Below are 16,941 nucleotides of genomic sequence, written 5' to 3'. Positions count from 1 at the left end.
CCCCCGGCGGGAGTCGAACCCGCAGGCCCGCCGCGGTCGGCAGCGGACGGCACAGCCGTGGCTAACGGGGGAGCGTCGCCACTACGCGATTCGGCGACGAGCCGGCCCGGAGCCGACGAACGGCCCCGTGGCTCCCGGTCGAAGACGGCGCAGAAGACGGGTTCGCACCCGAGAGAACGGACCTCTCCGGAGGTAGCGTCGAGAGAAGTCCGCCGCGCCGCCGAACCGGGGAGGCTCGTTATGCGGCGCGAATCCCGAATGCGAGCGGAGCGTTCCACCCGCTCACACTCGCGGCGCGCCGCTTGGCGTAAGCGGCCGCATACAGCGGAGTGTGAGTGAGGGTGGTCATGATTGCTCTCCGTGTACGAAAAGCAAGCTATCGGATGGGTATTAATAATTGTGTGGCTGTGTGTACCACAGACACCCGTATAGCACGAGTACAGTCTCGTACGATGACCTACAGGGGAGTTATTCGATGGCGTGTTCAGTCCGGTGTCGTCACAGTTCGTTCGCTCGGACGACGGCCTCGCGGTCGACGTCGTCGACGTCGTCGTAGCCGATGAGGCCGAGCGTCAAATCGAGGTCGGCGAGGAAGTTCTTCACGACCGATTCGACGCCGTTCTCGCCGTCGATGGCGAGGCCGTAGGCGTAGGGGCGGCCGAATCCGACGGCGTCAGCCCCGAGTGCGAGGGCGACAAGCGCATCCGAGCCGCGTCGGATGCCCGAATCGAAGAGGACGGGCACGTCGTCGTCGAGCGCCGAGACGATGCGCGGCAACACGTCGAGGGCGGTAACCGCGTTATCGACCTGTCGCCCGCCGTGATTCGAGACGATGACGCCCTCGGCGCCGCGTTCGATGCACTCCCGTGCGTCGTCGGGGTGCAGCACTCCCTTGACAACGACGGGAATATCGGCGTACTCACAGAGCCACTCGAGGTCGTCGAACGTCAGTGACGGGTCGCCGAAGATGTCGATGAACGTCCGAATCGCACTCAGTTCGGCCTCTTCCGGCGGGGCGTCAAGCAAATCGCGGAACGCCTCGTCGCTGAAGTAGTTGGCGACGCCCTCGCCGTCGAGGAAGGGGAGATAGCCGTCGCGGATGTCGCGTTCGCGCCACCCGAGGATGTTGTTGTCCAGCGTGACGACGAGCGCCTCGTAGCCCGCCGCCTCGGCACGCGAGACGAAACTCCTGGCCACGTCGTCGTTCGACGACCAGTACAGTTGGAACCAGCCGGGCGTGTCGCCCAGTTCTTCGGCGATTTCCTCCATCGTGTGGGAGGCCGCCGAGGAGACGACCATCGGCACGTCGAGGTCGGCCGCGGCGCGGGCCACCCCGAGTTCGCCCTCCTCGTGGATGATAGACTGGACGCCGATGGGCGCGAGCAACGCCGGCACGGACAGTTCGGTTCCGAACAGTTCCGTCGAGAGGTCCCGCTCGGAGTAATCCCGAAGCATTCGGGGCCACAGCCGCCACTTCGCGAAGGCATCGCGGTTGTGGCCGATGGTTCGTTCGCCACCCGCGCCGCCGGCGACGTAGCCGTAGGCCTTCTCGTCCATGGCCGCGAGGGCGGCCTCCTCCAGTTCCTCGAAGGAGGGTGGAACGTCCGGAGTGACGCCCGCCATCCCCTCCATGAAAATCTCGACCTGTCTGTCCGAGCCGCGATTTGACTCGCTCATGGGCCGACCGTAGAAGCCGACTGAAATATAGTTTGGCCGCCGGGTTCCACTCAGTCGGCCGCCGGAAGTTCGACGTGGAACCGGGCACCGCCCTCGGGCGACTCGTCGAGGGTCACTTCACCGCCGTAGACGTCCGCGAGCCGGGAAACGAGATACAGCCCGAGGCCGTCGCCGTCGCTTCCCTCGCCCTGCTCGCCCAACTCGAAGAACTCCTCGCGGTACTCGTCGGGGATACCCACGCCGTTGTCGGCGACGACGGTTTCGACGGTGCTCCCGTTCCGTTCGGCCTCGACGCGGACGGTCAACGATTCGGGGTCGTTGTGAGCGACCGCGTTGCCGAGCAGGTTCGAGAACAGCTGATGGACAAGCCCATCCGCGACGACCCACAGCCCGTCGGGCACGTCGGTGTCGATGTCGACCTCGGGGTAGCTGTCTTCGATGCTCGTGAGTTCGTCGTCGAGCACCGTCGAGAGGTCGACTCGCTCGAACTCCCGGTCGGCGCCGAGGGTCTCGACGAGGGCGTCAGTGTCCCGGAGCAGACGGACGATAGCGTCGCTTCGCCGCTGGATGACCTCCAGCGAGGATTCCCCTTCGGGGTCGACGTGGTCGGCGACGATGTCGGCGTGACCGTTGATGGCCATCATGTCGTTGCGGATGTCGTGTCGGAGGAGTCGCGTGAGCAACACCAGCGTCTCTCGTTGGTCCTCGTTGCGCTCGGCGAGGCGGCGGTTCCGCTCGGAGCGGCCGTGGTTGACGCCGGCGATGACGCCGAAGGCACCGCCCATGCTGCCGTACGTGACGACCTGACTCGCGAAGGCGGCGGTGAACTCACCGGCGAGCAGCGAGCCGAGGTCCGACCAGACGGCGAGCGCGAAGAAGAACAGAAAGCCGGAGAAACACCAGACCATGACGGTGAACCGTTCGTCGGAGGAGAGTTCGCTCCGCTCGATGTGGACGCCGAGAACGAGAACGATTCCACCGAAGAGGACGTGAACGACGAGTTCGTACAGCACCGTACTTATCGATGGCGTGTTCGGTAACACCGATTGCGACCACAGAGTCACACCGGCGACGACAAAAACGAGTCCCAGTGCGGCGACGAGTTCGGACCCGTCAATTCGGTCACCGAAGTAGCCACCCATCTTAGGCCACAATTATAACCAACTGAGTTAAAAGATACGACATGACGCTACGCCGGCAGCGTCAGTGCCGCCCCGATGAGCGCGAACGCGAGCGTGTTCAGACCGGCCGCGAGGAGACCGACTTTCACGGTCAGCGAGAGGTACGTCTGTCGGCGGAGCCACTCGCCCACCGTCGCCGCCGGTTCGGACGACCCCGGGTGTGTTCGCTTCGGTTCGTAGCCCGGGCGTTCGATGTCGCCGGGGGCGAGGGCGGTTCGACGGACGGCACCGACCGCTCGGGGTACAGTTGGGCATCGGGCCGGTCGACGAGCGGCTCCCCCGTGCGCTCTTCCGGGGGGCGGTCGGCCGGCTGGCGGCGAGTACAGTCGTGATACCTATGGCCGAGGTGTGTCGCACAGAGTCGCTGGCCGCATCGCTCACACTCGTAGAGGAGTTCGCTGTCGGCGCCGCACACCGAACAGTCCATGACCCCGGGGAGGCAGTGTACCGATATGAATCCAGCGAACAGTTCAACAGTCGTGTCGGCGGTGGCCCCCACCGAAGTGTGGCGACCGGGCGCCGCAGAGCGACGCTGAATGGGCGAGTACGACGTGCGGGCGGTTTCGCTGGCCGTCGTCGGCGGCGTGTTCTTCGGCGGTATCGCCACCGGTGTCGCCTTCCCGACGCTGCCGCTGCTCGATGACCTCCTCGGCATCACGGCGGTCATGTTGGGACTCGTCCTCGCGGCCAACCGCATCGCTCGCCTCGTGATGAACACGCCCGCGGGTAGCATCATCGACCGCGTCGGCGCGCGCACGCCGATGATAGTCGGGTTGTTCACGCAGGCGCTCGCCCCGTTCGGCTACGTCGTCGGCCTGCACACGCCGCCGGTTACCGTCGCCTCGCTTCCGGTGCTCGGAGAGGTGTCGGCCCCCGGCGTCGTGTTCGTCCTCGCGCGGACGATGTGGGGAGTCGGGTCGGCGTTCGTCTTCATCGGCGCCTTCGCCGTCGTCACCCACGTCACGACGGCCGACAACCGCGGGAAGTGGATTGGCTACGTCCGCGGCGGCCAGTCGCTTGGCTTTCCCACGGGACTGGTCGTCGGCGGCGTCATGACCGACCTCGTCGGTATCCAGGAGGCGTTCCTCGTCGCCGGCGCCTGTGCGCTGGTCGCGGGCGTCGTCGCTGCGGCCGTCCTCCCCGACGTGACGCCGGACCACGATTCCGGCGGCGGACTCCGTGACGTGCCCGCGCTCCTGCGCCGTCGGCCCGTCGTCTTGCCCATCGGGGTCGGGAACTTCACGCTGCAGTTGCTGTGGGGCGGCGTCCTGTTGACGACGCTCGCGAAGTACGCCGAGGCGTTCGCTTTCGAAATCGGGCCGCTGGAGGCAGCCGGCGTCGCCGGCGTCGTCATGGGCGGCGGCGTCCTCGTCACCGGTGGCGTGACGCTGTGGGCCGGACAGCGCTCCGACGAACTCGGCAACCGCGCGCTGTTGACCGTGCCGTCGTTTCTCGCCTTGGTCGTCGGGTTCGGCCTCATCGCCCTCGTTCCAGCCCTGCCCGCGTTGGTCGTCGGCATCCTGTTGGCCGGTGCGGGGGTCGGTGCCGGCGCCCCGGCGCTGTTGACGATTCTGGGTGACGTGACGCCCGGCGACGAGTTGGGCCGACTCGGCGGCGTCTACAACACGATGGGCGACGTGGGGCTCAGTCTCGGCCCACTGGTAGCGATTCCGGCCGTCGAAACCGCCGGCTACCGAGCGACGTATCTGTTCTGTGCCGGCCTCGTGGCGGCGTGTCTGCTGGTCGTCTCGCTTCCCCTATTGTGGTCGCCGGCGAGTGACACCGCCCGTGTCGCCGACTCCGATTGAAACGGCGCGTCGGAGAACGGAAGTTTATCGGGGATAGCACTCCCGCCTTCGAGCATGAACGTCACCGTCATCGGCGCAGGGAGCATGGGACACGGCATCGCACAGGTGTCGGCGATGGCCGGCCACGACGTGGTGTTGAACGACGTCGACGACGAGCGGGTCGCCGCCGGCCTCGACGGCATCGAATCCAACCTCGACGGCGGGGTCGAGCGCGGAAAAGTAACCGAAAGCGAGCGCGAAGAGACGCTCGAGCGTATCTCCGGTGACACCGACCTCGCGTCGGCCGTCGAGGCCGCCGACCTCGTCGTCGAGGCCGTCCCTGAAGACATGGACCTCAAAAAGAACGTCTTCGGTGACGTCGAGGCGGCCGCACCCGAGGATGCCGTTCTCGGGTCGAACACGTCGTCGCTGTCGGTCACCGAGTTGGCGAGTTGCCTCGACTCGCCCGAGCGTGCGGTCGGACTCCACTTCTTCAACCCACCGCACATAATGGACCTCGTCGAAATCGTCGTCGCCGAACAGACCAGTTCGGCGACCGAATCCGTCGCCGTCGACTACGTCGAGGGAGTGGGCAAGGAGGCCGTCGTGGTTCGAGACAGCGCCGGGTTCGCCTCCTCTCGACTCGGTGTGGCACTCAGCCTCGAAGCGATTCGGATGGTCGAAAGCGGCGTCGCGAGCGTCGAGGACATCGACACCGCGATGGAGGAGGGGTACAGCCACCCGATGGGACCGCTGAAACTCACCGACCTCGTCGGGTTGGACGTGCGACTCGACATCGCCGAGTACCTCCGCGAAGAGTTGGGCGAGCGGTTCCGTCCGCCGCAACTGCTCAAAAAGAAAGTCCGAGCCGGGAAACTCGGCAAGAAGTCCGGTGAAGGGTTCTACGTCTGGGAGGACGGCGAAGCGGTCGGCGTCAGCGGCGACACAGAGAACTGACAGCGAGTCTCCGGAGTACGACCCTCACAGCCGAACGGTGAGTCGCGCGCCGCCGGCCTCGCTTTCGCCGATATCGAGCGACCAGCCGTGGCCCTCGGCGACCCGCTGGATGATGGCGAGACCGAACCCAGTCCCGTCTTCCTTCGTCGTGTACCCGGGGTCGAGCACCGCCTCGCGCTTCTCCGGGGGGATGCCTGCCCCATCGTCGGCGACGTAGAACCCCGTTTCGTCGTCGAGCGCGCCCACGGTCACCGTCACGTCCGACCCGCCGTGGGTGACCGCGTTCGCGAAGGCGTTCTCGAGCAGTTGGTGGAGTCGGTCGGCGTCGGCCTCGAACCGGAGGTCCGACTCGACGCGAAGCGTCGCTTCGGCGGTGTCGACGAGCGCCCACGACTCCTCGGCGATGCGCCGCAGCGAGACCGAGCTCAACTCGCCGACCTCACGTCCCTCCGAGGCCAACCAGAGTACGTCGTCGATGATGCGGTCCATGTGGGTCAGCGAGCGACGAACTTCCGCCAAATCGTCGTCCTCGCCGATGCGCTCTTCGAGGATGTCGAGGTAGCCGAGCGCGACCGAAAGCGGGTTCCGGAGGTCGTGAGAGACCACGCCGGCGAACTCATTGAGCCGTTCGTTCTTCCGTTCGAGTGCGCGGTAGTTCTCGATGCGGTCGATGACGGTCTCCAGGTTCGCCGCGAACACGCGTGCGATACCCACGTCGGTGTCGTCGAACGACGCCGTCGTCGCAACGTGTATCAGTCCGTAGTCCCCGACCGGAAGGAGCAACTCCTCGACGGCGTCGCTCGTGGCCGGGTGGGCGACGCCGGAGCGGTGTTGTGGGTCGCCGCCCTCGAAGGAGACCCACCGGCGGTCTTCGGGCGACTCGATGGCGAGTGGTTCGAACCCCTCGAAGGCCCCGCGGACGGTTTTCGCGGCCGGAACGAGTGTCCCCTCGTCGTCGGTCGTACAGTACACGGAGACGAGTTCGGCATCGAGCAGTTCGTCGAGTTGGTCACGCGCGCGGTCGGAGATGTCGTCCGGCGAAGTGAGTTCGAGCCACTCACGGGTCGCATCGTGGAGCGCTCGGAGTCGGCGGCGCCACGCCCGCCGGTCGGTGATGTCGGCGTTGACTGCGACGAAGCGGACGATTTCGCCGTCGACGTGAATCGGGGCGATGGTCTGATTGACGACGTAGCGACTGCCGTCCTTGCGCTCGTTGACGATTTCGCTCTGCCAAACGTCGCCGCCCAGAATCGTCTCCCAGAGGTTCTCGTAGAACGCGTCGTCGTGTTCACCGGACTTCAGTATCGCCGGCCGAGCACCCAGCGCCTCCGCAGCGCTGTACCCCGTCGTCGCCTCGAAAGCGGGGTTGACGTACCGTATCGTCCCGTCGGGGTCGGTGATGTAGATGGAGTGGCCGGCCTGTTCGACGGCGCGTTTGAAACTCCGGAGTCGGATGTCCGCGCTTCCGGCCGCTTGCTCGGTGAGCACTCGCTCGACGGCGTCGAAGAGCCGTTCGACCCGGTCGTCGGCATCCGAGGGAACGTACTCGACGCCCTCGGTGCGAAGCGCTCTAACTGCGAGCCCTTCGCTTCCGTCGGCCGGAGCCAACACTATCGGAACGTCGGGGGCCTCGGCCCGTATCTCGGAGACGGCCGCCATTCCGTCGCCGTCGGCGGGCGGCGTTCCACACACCACACAGTCGACCGGCTTCTCTCGAAGCGTCCCGCGAGCCGCCGACAGCGACGGCTCGGTGAGCACCCGAGCGGAGAACCCATCTCCGAGCGACGAACACCCCCCTCGAATCGATTCCTCCCCACCCACACACAGAACCGTCTGAGACACGCTGGTACTGCTTGCCACCTCATACATATAAAAAACGGGACGAAATCGACAGCGGAAGTTCGAGATGTGGAGGCGACCCCACAACTCAAGACGCCGGCCGGCAGAGTGACCGACAGTGAAGCCGCATCCCTCGACGCCGGCAATCGGCGACGCACCCGAGGCACTCCTCGACGGCGGCCACCTCTGGATACAGGAACTGCTCGACGGCGCGCCGTTTCGGTTTCGGCTCCTGTCGAGCGGTGTTATCGAGGTTGGCGATGGTCAGCGACGCTTCGGCGACGGCGATGTCCCCCTCCCTTACGAGCACGCCGTTCGGCACGTCCGGGCAAGCCTTGACCGCGAGGCGCTTCAGCGCGCCGTCGACGACGTGGCGTCGGTGACGTTTCTCGGCGTCGCGATGCATCACCAGGCGGTCGACTACGACTGGCATCGGACGCCGTCGGTGCTGGGCGTCGACGTCTTCGACGCCGACAGGGACCGCTATCTGACACCGGACGCCGTCGAGGGGGTGTACGAACGGCTCGGTCTGGAGTCGGTCAACACCTTCGAGAAGGAAGTCAGAGCACTCGATTTCGACCCGGAGACGGTGTCGATTCCGGACTCCGCGTACTACGACGGCCCCGCCGCAGGGCTACTGGTCCGTGACAAGACCGGCAACCGAGCGGTAGTGTCGAATCCGGACATCGAGTTGGACGTCGAGCCCGAGCCGCTGTCGATGTCGGCCGAGGAGGCGGCCGAGCGCTACGCGACGGACCGTCGGTTCGACCGGGTCGCGACCGCACTGAAGGCGAATGGGCGGCCGGTAACCGTCGATGTCCTCCTCGAGCGAACCGTCGAGTCGATTCTCCGGGGTGTTCACGACCGGCTGTTGCACCCCGAATCGACCGTCGAGATGGGTGCGTTCCGCTCGGCCGTCGCCGAACGGGCGCAAGCGTGGCTCTCGGAGTAATCCATCTCAGATGGGAAGCACCGAGAACCCGAAGACGTAGCCGGAGACGATGTCGGCGGCGAACAGCAGGAAGACGACGACGGCAGCGTAGTGAAACCAGCCGCTGTCGAAGCGCCGACTTCCCCGGTGGAAGACGAGTGCCGTGAGCAGACTCACGGGAATGATTGCGAGCATCTCGCCGACCCAGATGCCGGGGTGGGCGCCGTACTGGACGGCGAGGCTGATGGTGACGAGTTGGGTCTTGTCGCCGAACTCCGCGACCCCCATCACCGAAAACGCCGTGAGGTAGCCACCGGCCTGCTCGAAGACGCCTTCGTCATCCGGGGCCTCCGCTCCGTCGTGACCCTCGGCGTCGCCGCCGTTAGAACGAGGCCGCCCCCGGTTCGTCGTATCGGCGCCGTCGTTCCCGCGGTGCAGCGAGTAGAGAATCAACCCCGCGAAGGCGACGAACAGTCCGGCGGTGATGGCGTCGAGGTACGCCTCCGGAAGTGCGTTCTTCAGCGCCTCGCCGAGCAGTATCTCGACGACGGTCCAACCGCCGAAGGCGGTGGCTGCTCCGGCGACGACCCAGTAGGGGTTGTACCGCGTCGAAAGCCCCGCGATGACGAACTGGCCTTTCTCGCCGGGTAGCGCCAGCAACTGAAGCAAAAACGCCGTCGTGACTACCTCCATCCACCCAGCCATCACTGGACGCTTCGAGAGGGGAGCGTATGAAAACATCGAGAGCGAAGCACGAATGGCGCCGTTGACTGTTCAGCAGTATTTAACTCATATCCTGAGAAACGGGTCTTATGGAAGTCAAGACGGTAGACGATACGGGGTTTTCCCTCCGACGGGCGGCGCTGTACACGGCCATCACGGCAGCGCTGGTCGCCGTCGTCCTCGCCCCGACGCTCGTCTACAGCGAGTATCCGCGGTTCCTCAACACCCTGTTGCTGGTGGGGCTTCTCGGACTCGTCGGGCGGACGTTCCTCTCGGCGCTGTTGTCGTTTCGCGGCGCCAACACACCCGAGTTGACGCGCTCCGATGAGGACCTCCCTGCAGTCAGCATCGTCATCCCGGCGTACAACGAGGAACCGGTCCTGCCCGACACCATCGAGGCCGCGAAGAACCTCGACTACCCGGCCGAGAAACTGGAGGTCGTTCTCTGTTACGAGGCCGACTCCGTCGACCGGACCGCCGAAATCTGTCGGGACGCCGCGGCCGACGACCCGCGTTTCAAAGCCGTCGAGCGGGACGAACCGGGCGGTGGGAAGGCCAAGGCGATGAACTACGCGCTGCAGTACGCCAGCCACGACATCATCGCGATGATAGACGCCGACCACTGCTACAAGCCCGACGCCCTGCGCCGGGCGATCGCGTGGTTCGATTCCGACGACGACATCTGGTGTATCAAGGGCCGTTGTTACGGGACGAATCCCGACGATTCGATTCTCGCTTTGCACGCGACGGTCGAGCGCCACATCGCCGAGAAGGCTGACCTCTTTGCCCGCGAGGTCATCGGCGGCTACACCATCTTCGGCGGCGGGCAGGCGTTCTTCCGCCGCGAGGTGTTCGACGAACTGGGTGACTTCGACGAGGACATGCTCACCGAGGACATCGACATGTCCTCGAAGATTCACGCCGCCGGGAAACGACTCGTGATGGACCCGAGCATCATCACCTTCGAGGAGAACCCGCCGACGCTGGACGCGTGGTGGAGCCAACGCAAACGGTGGGCCCGCGGCTGGATGCAAGTCGCCGCTCGGTATCTGCTGCAACTCCCGCGGAATCAGAACGTGTCGGTGCGGGTCAAGGCCGATTCGATATACACGCTTGCGTACGCGATTCTGCCGGCGTTCATCGTCATCGGCCTGCCGCTGTTCCTCATGGGGTGGGTTCCGAGCGTCGAGACGGCGACGTACGTCCCCTACTCGGCGCAGTTGTGGACGCTCATCGGTATCTCGCCGATGGTCGTCGCCGCCATCGTGTTCTTTCAGGATTACCGGGAGGGACTCTCTCATCAGCCCCGGGAGTACCTCGCAGCGGTCACGCTGTGGTTCTATCTCGTCTTCCAGACCGCGGTGTTCGTCACCGCGTTCATCGAGGAGTTCGTCATCCACAAGCCGAGCGTCTACGTCACGACGACGCGAAGCGAAGTGCCGTCCGACGACTGATTTCCTCGCCGGAACTATTCGTGTCCCTGCCGCCGCGGTCGGCGGAGTCGCTCGCCGGACCGCTCTTCAGCGTCGGCAGTAATACGGATACGCCACTCGTCGGCCTCGGAGCGGACCGCCTCGTAGGACCACCCGCGCTCGTCGAGTCGGTCGTACAGCGGAATCGGCGCCGCGGCCGCGAGAACGAGGAGGTCCTCGCCTTCCGAGCGGTCTTCGAGGGCGTCGAGAACTGCCTCGGTCGGCCGGCCCTCTCGTTCCCGCAAATCGACGACATGTGACGCCTCGATACCCTGTTCCGAGGTGGTCGCCGAGTTCGAGTCCGACTCCGCCTCAGTTTCCGTCCGCGGAGTGAGTGCTTGCATACACGGAGAATTGCCCTCGACACACATAGGGGAAGTCGCTTTGTCCCAACTGCTGGGACGTGGTTGACTGACTATTCAATCAGTTCACAACCCTTTTGACTGAACGGTCAGCTAGATACGGTTGGAAATGTGCGGAGCCTCCACCGCCGAACTGCACGATGACCGACGGGTGGGGTCCTGATGGACGACTCTCGGCTTGACCGACTGATATCGGCGATTCGCCGCCGGGTCGGGATGGTGTTCAAGAGCCGCGAGGAGTTCGACCTCACCTCGGGGAGCATCGGGAAGCCGCTGTTCTATCTCTCCTTGCCCATCGTCATCACGAACCTGCTGCAGACGGCGTACAACCTCGTCGACACCATCTGGCTGGGCCGCTACAGCACGGAGGCGCTGGCGGCGATTAGCTTCGCGTTCCCCGTCGTGTTCTTCCTCATCTCGCTGGGACTGGGCATCTCCATCGCAGGGAGCATTCTGGTCGCGCAAAACACCGGCGCTGGCGAGGAGGCCCAAGCGGAGTTCGCGGCCTCCCAGACGGTGACGTTCGCCATCATCGCGTCGGTGCTGCTGGGCGGGTTCGGCTACTTCGCCGTCGGCGACATCCTCGAGTTGCTCGGAGCCTCCGAGGAGGTGCTACCGGGGGCGACGGCGTACCTCGAAATCATCTCGTTGGGGATGGTGTTCATGTTCGCCTTCTTCGTGTTCATGTCGCTAATGCGAGGATACGGCGACACCATCACCCCGATGCTCGTCATGCTGGTGACGGTGGTCGTCAACCTCATCCTCGACCCGTTTCTCATCTTCGGGTGGTGGGTGTTTCCGGAGTTGGGCGTCGTCGGCGCCGCCTACGCCACCGTGTTCTCCCGGGCGATGGCGACGGTCATCGGAATGAGTATCATGTTCCGCGGCACGCGAGGCGTCGAAATACATCTGTCTCAGATGGCTCCGGACTTCGGCTACTTCAAAAAGCTCCTCCGAATCGGGGTTCCGGCGTCCGTCGAGGGAACTGGGAACGCCATCGCGGTCAACCTGATGTTGGTCATCGTCGGGACGTTCCCGACGGTGGTCGTGGCCGCATACGGCGTCGGCGTCCGGATGTTCTCGGTCATCTTCCTGCCCGCCATCGCCGTCGGTCGTGGCGTCGAGACGATGGTCGGACAGAACATCGGCGCAAAAGAGGAAGACAGGGCGGCATCGGCGTCGCACTTCGCGGCGCGGTCGATGTTCGTCGTCCTCGCGGGCGTCGGCGTGTTGACGTGGCTCGGCGCCGGCAACATCGTCGCGGTGTTCTCCGACGACCCCGAGGTCGTCGAGGTCGGCCGGCTGTTCCTCCGGTACGTCGCGCCGACGTTCGGCTTCACCGGCATCTTCCACTCCTACAAAGGTGGGTTCCGCGGGGCCGGACGAACCCTGACCGCCGCCGTCGTCTCCATCGGCATGCTCGGTGTCATCCGGTTGCCCGTCGCCGCGCTGGCCTCCCAACGACTGACCTACGAGGGAACGCTGCTCGATGTCGTGGTCTCGACGCTGCCGGCGGCCGTCGGCGACCCCATCGGAGCGCTGTTCGGTGCCATCGCTACCTTCTCGATGGGCTACGAGGGAATCTGGGTGGCGTTCGCCGTCTCGAACGTCGCGGGGGCAGCCATCGCCTTCGGCTGGTATATCCGGGGCGGGTGGCGCGATGCGGACCTCACCGAACGGGGCGGGCCACCCGCCGAACCATCCGAATCGCCGGACCCGGAACCGCCGGTCGACGACTAATCCCTGCTGAAACTCCTCAAAGAATACGTCTGTCTCGTACGGCACCCCCGGCGACCGAGACGGCGGGTGCACCCCCGAACCCCCCGGACGAGGGACGCCGTCTCGCTCCGTAGCCCGACAGCCAGAACTGGCGGCGGTGGTTCGTCCGTGACTGTCGGGTGGCCCCACGCGGCGCTGTGGCCGCGTTTCCGTGCCGTTCCCAACCCTATCACGTCGACACGCGGTGACGGTCGCCGTCGACGCGTGCGATTACGACCCGATACCGCGTTCGGTCCCGGACAGTGACGACCCGCGATGCGCCGTCGTACGGGACTTCACACGCGAATATATGTTCTGTAGTAATATAAAATTTATGCAGCGCATACTCACGGTGATTGTATGCACCCAAATAATCGAGGTCGGACTAGCCCCCACGACGGTTGGCCCCCATCGGAGAGCCAACGAAAGCGTATGGCAGCTACAAAATCGGTCGTTCCGGTTATTCGTCGTCGACGAGGTCGCCGAAGACGGCCTCCGCGTCGGCAGGCGTATCGAAGTCGTGGAAGTGTTCGTCGCGTTCCTTCGAGAGGATGTTCAGTGCGGCGGCGGCGCCATCGCCGACGGAGATAGCGGCCTGCCACTCCTCGGGGCGGACCATCGCACCGGTCGCGTAGGCGTTCCCGACGCTCGTCTCCATATCGACGCCGACCTCGACCACGTCGCCGTCGAAGTCACAGCCCAGCGACTCCGCCAGGTCGCGGTTGGCGCCCGTCGCGAGGACGACGTAGCGAGCGTCGTAGCTCCCGTCGTCGGTCTCGACGACGAAGCCGTCATCGGTCGACTCGATGTCCGTCACTTCCTCGCCCTGCCGGCGGTCGACACCGAAGTCGTCGACCTGCTGGCGGGCGGTGGCGATGAACTCGCTGCCGCCGACGGAGCCGACACCGAGGTAGTTGAACAGGTGCGCCTTGTGCATCCACGTTCCGTCGGCGTCGAACAGCGTCGTTTCCAGCCCGTTCTTGCTGGCGAACAGCCCCGCGCTCAGTCCGGCGGGACCGCCGCCGACGACGATTACGTCAGAGTCTCCTGATTCAGTCATGATAATCTCCGGCCGAGCGTCGAGTGGAACGCCACGCGCCACCGACGCCCGATACCGTCCGATATCTCCGCCCCGTAGCAACAAAAAACCAGCAGGGCACCCCGTGCAATCAGGTAACCCTCGAGTCACGTGCCGACGAAAGACGAGGGCGACCAGAAGCCGCCGCGCCCGAGATGGGCGCCTCGGTCTACATCCGGGAGGCTTCTTTGGCCTCCTCGGCGTGTTCCAGCGCGAACGTCAACTGCGCTCGGTGGAGCGCTTCGAGTTCGTCGGCGTCCCCGTCGGGGAGTTGGGTCGTAACCTCGACGCCGGGTAGTTCGGTCTTCATCTTCGCGCCGCCGCTCCCCTCGAGGAGGTCCTCGAAGTCGAAATCGGACATGGTCACTCGGAGGGAGGGCCCTCGGCGTCTTAGTTGGTGGTGTCCGACGGAAGACCGATATTGACGGAGGACGCACTCGCGGCTATGGGACCTACGGTTCCGTTCTGTGACACCCCCGAGCAGTCCGCAGTCGTCGGTGTCGTCGCCGGACTCCTCGGTGGCGCCGTCGGCGTCGTCCTCGGGTGGGGACCCGTTGGTGTCGCTGTTGCGGCCGGTGTCCTTGCCGCAATCGGGGACCTCGGTACCCACGCCGTCCGCGGCGACGAGCAGTTTCAGAAAGCGCTCGAACAGCTCGGACGTCGTTAACGGTTCGCTGCGACGGGAGTCCGGAGCCGCCACGAGTCCGACTCCGGGGAGAGTCGGTGCGGTTCGCTCCCCCGCTCGGCGAGGATGCCCGCATGAAACAGCATCGCCTTCAGCTGATAGACGGTCGGCGAGTGATAGACGTCTCCGTCCTCGAGTGCGTTCCGTCGAAGTACGCCGTCGCCGTCGAGTACACGACCGCGAACGGCCGTGGTGCCGCGGATGAACAACTCGACGGCGAAACTGGGATGGTGGACGTGTAACCATTCGACCACGTCGACCAGCGAGGGGTCCGAGAGTCCGTCGTCGTACATCGTCTGTAGCTCCTCGACGAGGAGTTGGGTCGCCGGATAGGACCACACCACTCGTCTGGTGAGCAATCCCCACTCGGGAGCAATCACACAGAACCGTTTCTGGGAGCGTTTCCACTGTCGGAACACTTTCACGGCGTCGTCGAGCGTCGCGTATCGATTCAGCGCGAACCGGACGACTTCCTCCCCGAGCGGCGTGATATCGATGCCTTCCGGCCGTTCTGCGATGAGGCCGAGGAAGGCCGCACCGGTCCGTGCTCCCTCGGCGTCGCGAACCACGTTCTCGGCGAGTACCGACTCCGTGTCGTCCGGATGGGACAGCGCCAGCGGATACGCGAGATAGTTCTTCGGATGGTTGAGGCTGAACGACTTGTTGGCGACGCCCTGTGCAGTCGCCTGAAAACGAATGGACGTCGCGGCGTCGGCAGTCCGGTTGCCGACGACCCGTGGCAGTTCCAGCGGGGCGACCGAACCGTCCGATTCGACCCCGAGAATGCCGACGTTTAGCTCGCGTGCGAGCGTTCGAGTCGACTGCGAAACGGCATCCGACGGCGCCGCGACGTAGGCCGCATTCGCCTCGTGAAGCCGGTCGTACGCCTGCAAGACGCCCGTCTCGACATCGACACTCCCAGCGCCGGTGTATCCCTTCGCCTCGACGGCGACGAGCGGTGGGTCGGCGCCGAACCGCTCGACCGCCAAGAGGTCCGACTCCAAAGCCCGAACGCCGACCAGGTCCGGATACCCCGACCCCAACCGGACGTGGTTGAACGGAGCGAGTCGTTCGCGGACGGCCTCCGAAATCGGCTCTCCGGGGAGCCACTCCGCCATCGCGAACTGCGTGTCGGTGACCGCGTACGTGTTCGCTTCGTCCGGGTCGGGAAACAGGCGCCGTTTGGCGTGGGCGAGGACTTGCGGTTCCGACAGCGCCGCTGTGGTACTCATGCGCGTAGGTGGACAGCTCGCGTACAAGAACCTTCGGAGCGGAACGCCACGCTACCCGTGGCGTCGTTCACGGAGCAATCTGCTGTAGGTGGTGCTACTTACTGACCGACCGTCGTTACGTCGGCGGGTTCAACTGTTCGATAGGGTTTTAATATCCAGATACTAACTGACGGTAGTCCCCTTCTAATGGACTCCTCACCGGCCATCGACGTCGATTCGGACCCACGCGTAACTGGCGAGTACGTACGCCACGTGTCAGGAGACACTGGAACGCTGACACTCGTCGGCGTCGTCCACGACCACCCGTCGAGTACGTACCGCGTCCGACAGGTCGTCGAGGAACTCGACCCCGAGGTGCTGGCGCTGGAACTGCCACCGATTTCGATTCCGCTGTTCGAACAGTACGCGGCCACCGACCGATGTCCGCCCGTCTTCGGCGGTGAGATGAGTGCAGCGATACAGGCTGCCGACTCGCGCAGTACCGTCGGCATCGACCGGCCGACTCGCGGCTTCTTCCGACGGTTGGGAGGGAATCTGCTTCAGGAACGGCCATCGCTAACGACTGTTCGAAACGTCGTTTCCAACGCCGTCAAAACGACGAAACACGCGGTCATCTGTCGAATCGCGGCTGCCGTCGGCGCCCGAACCTCGATTCGACTGGAAGTCGACTCGCCGGTATCACACGACGTCGACTGGACGGACGCACCCGAAGACCAGGCACGCGACGAGCGCGAGCAGGTTCGTCGGTCACGCTCGTTCATGAACGCGTTTCGGACCGCGAGTCGCTCTCGGGCGTCCCGACTCGAAGATGCAGCCAGAGAGGAAAGTATGGCCACTCGGCTGTTGGAGCTCAGCGAGGAAGGCAACACCGTCGCCGTGGTCGGCATCGACCATCTCGAATCACTGGTCGAACAGCTGGATTCGGCGGGCGAAGCGCCGTAGCCCGACGGCGCCCCAATTTCGAACCTCGTCAGGGGTTTGCGATGGCCTGGAATCAGGGGCGGTGTTCACCCGACCAGTCGTCTACGGTATTATTACTTCGCTCATCCTGGAGCATACCGCAGGAAAGCGGCCGCTTTTAGATACATCAGACACGTCGGAAATGAGGGAATTCGATTTCGCTAAGCCAACCGAACCAGACGCCTGCTGGCCCATAACCCCCCCTACGACAGCCCTGATTGAGGCGTGTTAGGCCAAAACGAAAACAACAGTAAACGGTCGAACGACGGCTGTTAAACGACTTCTCCAACGATACACGG

General features: G+C 65.0%; 16 protein-coding genes. 7 read left to right on the top strand and 9 right to left on the bottom strand.

Features of this window, described 5'->3' with window-relative positions:
- Window positions 1–498: 498 nt before the first annotated feature.
- The 3 genes from GJ631_RS06105 to GJ631_RS19190 are packed head-to-tail and all read right to left on the bottom strand — an operon-like array spanning window position 499 to window position 2,989.
- The gene (locus GJ631_RS06105) at window positions 499–1,677 is read right to left on the bottom strand and encodes an alpha-hydroxy-acid oxidizing protein (RefSeq protein WP_156708297.1); all 1,179 of its coding nucleotides are present in this window, start codon (window positions 1,675–1,677) and stop codon (window positions 499–501) included.
- A gap of 50 nt (window positions 1,678–1,727) precedes the next feature.
- Window positions 1,728–2,819 carry a HAMP domain-containing sensor histidine kinase gene (locus tag GJ631_RS06100; RefSeq protein ID WP_156708296.1) on the bottom strand — a complete coding sequence of 364 codons (1,092 nt, stop codon included), beginning with the start codon at window positions 2,817–2,819 and terminating at the stop codon, window positions 1,728–1,730.
- A 47-nt stretch (window positions 2,820–2,866) separates the two neighbouring features.
- A complete protein-coding gene (locus GJ631_RS19190; RefSeq protein ID WP_255453909.1) occupies window positions 2,867–2,989 on the bottom strand; it encodes a hypothetical protein in 123 nt (40 codons plus the stop codon).
- 405 nt (window positions 2,990–3,394) lie between these two features.
- On the opposite strand from GJ631_RS19190, the gene GJ631_RS06095 reads away from it, so the two are divergent.
- Entirely contained in the window at window positions 3,395–4,666 is a 1,272-nt protein-coding gene (locus tag GJ631_RS06095; RefSeq protein WP_156708295.1) for an MFS transporter, read from the top strand.
- A gap of 54 nt (window positions 4,667–4,720) precedes the next feature.
- Entirely contained in the window at window positions 4,721–5,602 is an 882-nt protein-coding gene (locus tag GJ631_RS06090; RefSeq protein WP_156708294.1) for a 3-hydroxyacyl-CoA dehydrogenase family protein, read from the top strand.
- 24 nt (window positions 5,603–5,626) lie between these two features.
- On the opposite strand, the gene GJ631_RS06085 is transcribed toward GJ631_RS06090, so the two are convergent.
- Complete coding sequence (locus tag GJ631_RS06085) at window positions 5,627–7,444, bottom strand: PAS domain S-box protein (protein ID WP_197424864.1); 1,818 nt, start codon at window positions 7,442–7,444, stop codon at window positions 5,627–5,629.
- A gap of 115 nt (window positions 7,445–7,559) precedes the next feature.
- Between GJ631_RS06085 and GJ631_RS06080 the strand changes: the two genes are divergently transcribed.
- The gene (locus GJ631_RS06080) at window positions 7,560–8,393 is read left to right on the top strand and encodes a hypothetical protein (protein ID WP_197424862.1); all 834 of its coding nucleotides are present in this window, start codon (window positions 7,560–7,562) and stop codon (window positions 8,391–8,393) included.
- Window positions 8,394–8,399: 6 nt separating this feature from the next.
- Here the strand turns inward: GJ631_RS06080 and GJ631_RS06075 are convergent, their stop codons facing one another.
- Window positions 8,400–9,077, bottom strand: a complete 678-nt coding sequence (locus GJ631_RS06075; protein WP_156708300.1) for a TMEM165/GDT1 family protein — start codon at window positions 9,075–9,077, stop codon at window positions 8,400–8,402.
- A 107-nt stretch (window positions 9,078–9,184) separates the two neighbouring features.
- Here GJ631_RS06075 and GJ631_RS06070 point away from each other — a divergent pair, with 107 nt between their 5' ends.
- Window positions 9,185–10,549: a glycosyltransferase family 2 protein gene (locus tag GJ631_RS06070; RefSeq protein ID WP_156708292.1), complete on the top strand. Its 1,365-nt coding sequence runs from the start codon at window positions 9,185–9,187 to the stop codon at window positions 10,547–10,549.
- A gap of 14 nt (window positions 10,550–10,563) precedes the next feature.
- Here the strand turns inward: GJ631_RS06070 and GJ631_RS06065 are convergent, their stop codons facing one another.
- Entirely contained in the window at window positions 10,564–10,911 is a 348-nt protein-coding gene (locus GJ631_RS06065) for a DUF2249 domain-containing protein (protein ID WP_197424860.1), read from the bottom strand.
- 180 nt (window positions 10,912–11,091) lie between these two features.
- Between GJ631_RS06065 and GJ631_RS06060 the strand changes: the two genes are divergently transcribed.
- Window positions 11,092–12,669, top strand: coding sequence for an MATE family efflux transporter (locus tag GJ631_RS06060; RefSeq protein ID WP_156708290.1), 1,578 nt, complete (start codon window positions 11,092–11,094; stop codon window positions 12,667–12,669).
- A gap of 478 nt (window positions 12,670–13,147) precedes the next feature.
- Here the strand turns inward: GJ631_RS06060 and GJ631_RS06055 are convergent, their stop codons facing one another.
- Together GJ631_RS06055 and GJ631_RS06050 are read right to left on the bottom strand one after the other, a co-directional pair.
- Window positions 13,148–13,747: an NAD(P)/FAD-dependent oxidoreductase gene (locus GJ631_RS06055; protein ID WP_156708289.1), complete on the bottom strand. Its 600-nt coding sequence runs from the start codon at window positions 13,745–13,747 to the stop codon at window positions 13,148–13,150.
- Window positions 13,748–13,934: 187 nt separating this feature from the next.
- Complete coding sequence (locus GJ631_RS06050; protein ID WP_156708288.1) at window positions 13,935–14,126, bottom strand: hypothetical protein; 192 nt, start codon at window positions 14,124–14,126, stop codon at window positions 13,935–13,937.
- Window positions 14,127–14,210: 84 nt separating this feature from the next.
- On the opposite strand from GJ631_RS06050, the gene GJ631_RS06045 reads away from it, so the two are divergent.
- Complete coding sequence (locus GJ631_RS06045) at window positions 14,211–14,432, top strand: hypothetical protein (RefSeq protein WP_156708287.1); 222 nt, start codon at window positions 14,211–14,213, stop codon at window positions 14,430–14,432.
- On the opposite strand, the gene GJ631_RS06040 is transcribed toward GJ631_RS06045, so the two are convergent.
- A complete protein-coding gene (locus GJ631_RS06040) occupies window positions 14,429–15,682 on the bottom strand; it encodes a hypothetical protein (RefSeq protein ID WP_156708286.1) in 1,254 nt (417 codons plus the stop codon). The genes GJ631_RS06045 and GJ631_RS06040 overlap by 4 nt on opposite strands.
- Before the next feature lie 186 nt (window positions 15,683–15,868).
- Between GJ631_RS06040 and GJ631_RS06035 the strand changes: the two genes are divergently transcribed.
- Window positions 15,869–16,624, top strand: coding sequence for a hypothetical protein (locus GJ631_RS06035; protein ID WP_156708285.1), 756 nt, complete (start codon window positions 15,869–15,871; stop codon window positions 16,622–16,624).
- Window positions 16,625–16,941: the final 317 nt, after the last annotated feature.

This window comes from Natronomonas sp. CBA1123, from assembly GCF_009741925.1.
Lineage (GTDB): Archaea > Halobacteriota > Halobacteria > Halobacteriales > Haloarculaceae > Natronomonas.
This window is presented reverse-complemented; position numbering and strand designations above follow the sequence as displayed.

Bases quoted from the DNA above. Each gene is read 5' to 3' on its own strand.
- GJ631_RS06105 (WP_156708297.1), bottom strand. From the start codon at position 1,677: ATGAGCGAGTCAAATCGCGGCTCGGACAGACAGGTCGAGATTTTCATG.
- GJ631_RS06100 (WP_156708296.1), bottom strand. From the start codon at position 2,819: ATGGGTGGCTACTTCGGTGACCGAATTGACGGGTCCGAACTCGTCGCC.
- GJ631_RS06095 (WP_156708295.1), top strand. From the start codon at position 3,395: ATGGGCGAGTACGACGTGCGGGCGGTTTCGCTGGCCGTCGTCGGCGGC.
- GJ631_RS06090 (WP_156708294.1), top strand. From the start codon at position 4,721: ATGAACGTCACCGTCATCGGCGCAGGGAGCATGGGACACGGCATCGCA.
- GJ631_RS06075 (WP_156708300.1), bottom strand. From the start codon at position 9,077: ATGGCTGGGTGGATGGAGGTAGTCACGACGGCGTTTTTGCTTCAGTTG.
- GJ631_RS06070 (WP_156708292.1), top strand. From the start codon at position 9,185: ATGGAAGTCAAGACGGTAGACGATACGGGGTTTTCCCTCCGACGGGCG.
- GJ631_RS06065 (WP_197424860.1), bottom strand. From the start codon at position 10,911: ATGCAAGCACTCACTCCGCGGACGGAAACTGAGGCGGAGTCGGACTCG.
- GJ631_RS06060 (WP_156708290.1), top strand. From the start codon at position 11,092: ATGGACGACTCTCGGCTTGACCGACTGATATCGGCGATTCGCCGCCGG.
- GJ631_RS06055 (WP_156708289.1), bottom strand. From the start codon at position 13,747: ATGACTGAATCAGGAGACTCTGACGTAATCGTCGTCGGCGGCGGTCCC.
- GJ631_RS06050 (WP_156708288.1), bottom strand. From the start codon at position 14,126: ATGTCCGATTTCGACTTCGAGGACCTCCTCGAGGGGAGCGGCGGCGCG.
- GJ631_RS06045 (WP_156708287.1), top strand. From the start codon at position 14,211: ATGGGACCTACGGTTCCGTTCTGTGACACCCCCGAGCAGTCCGCAGTC.
- GJ631_RS06040 (WP_156708286.1), bottom strand. From the start codon at position 15,682: ATGAGTACCACAGCGGCGCTGTCGGAACCGCAAGTCCTCGCCCACGCC.
- GJ631_RS06035 (WP_156708285.1), top strand. From the start codon at position 15,869: ATGGACTCCTCACCGGCCATCGACGTCGATTCGGACCCACGCGTAACT.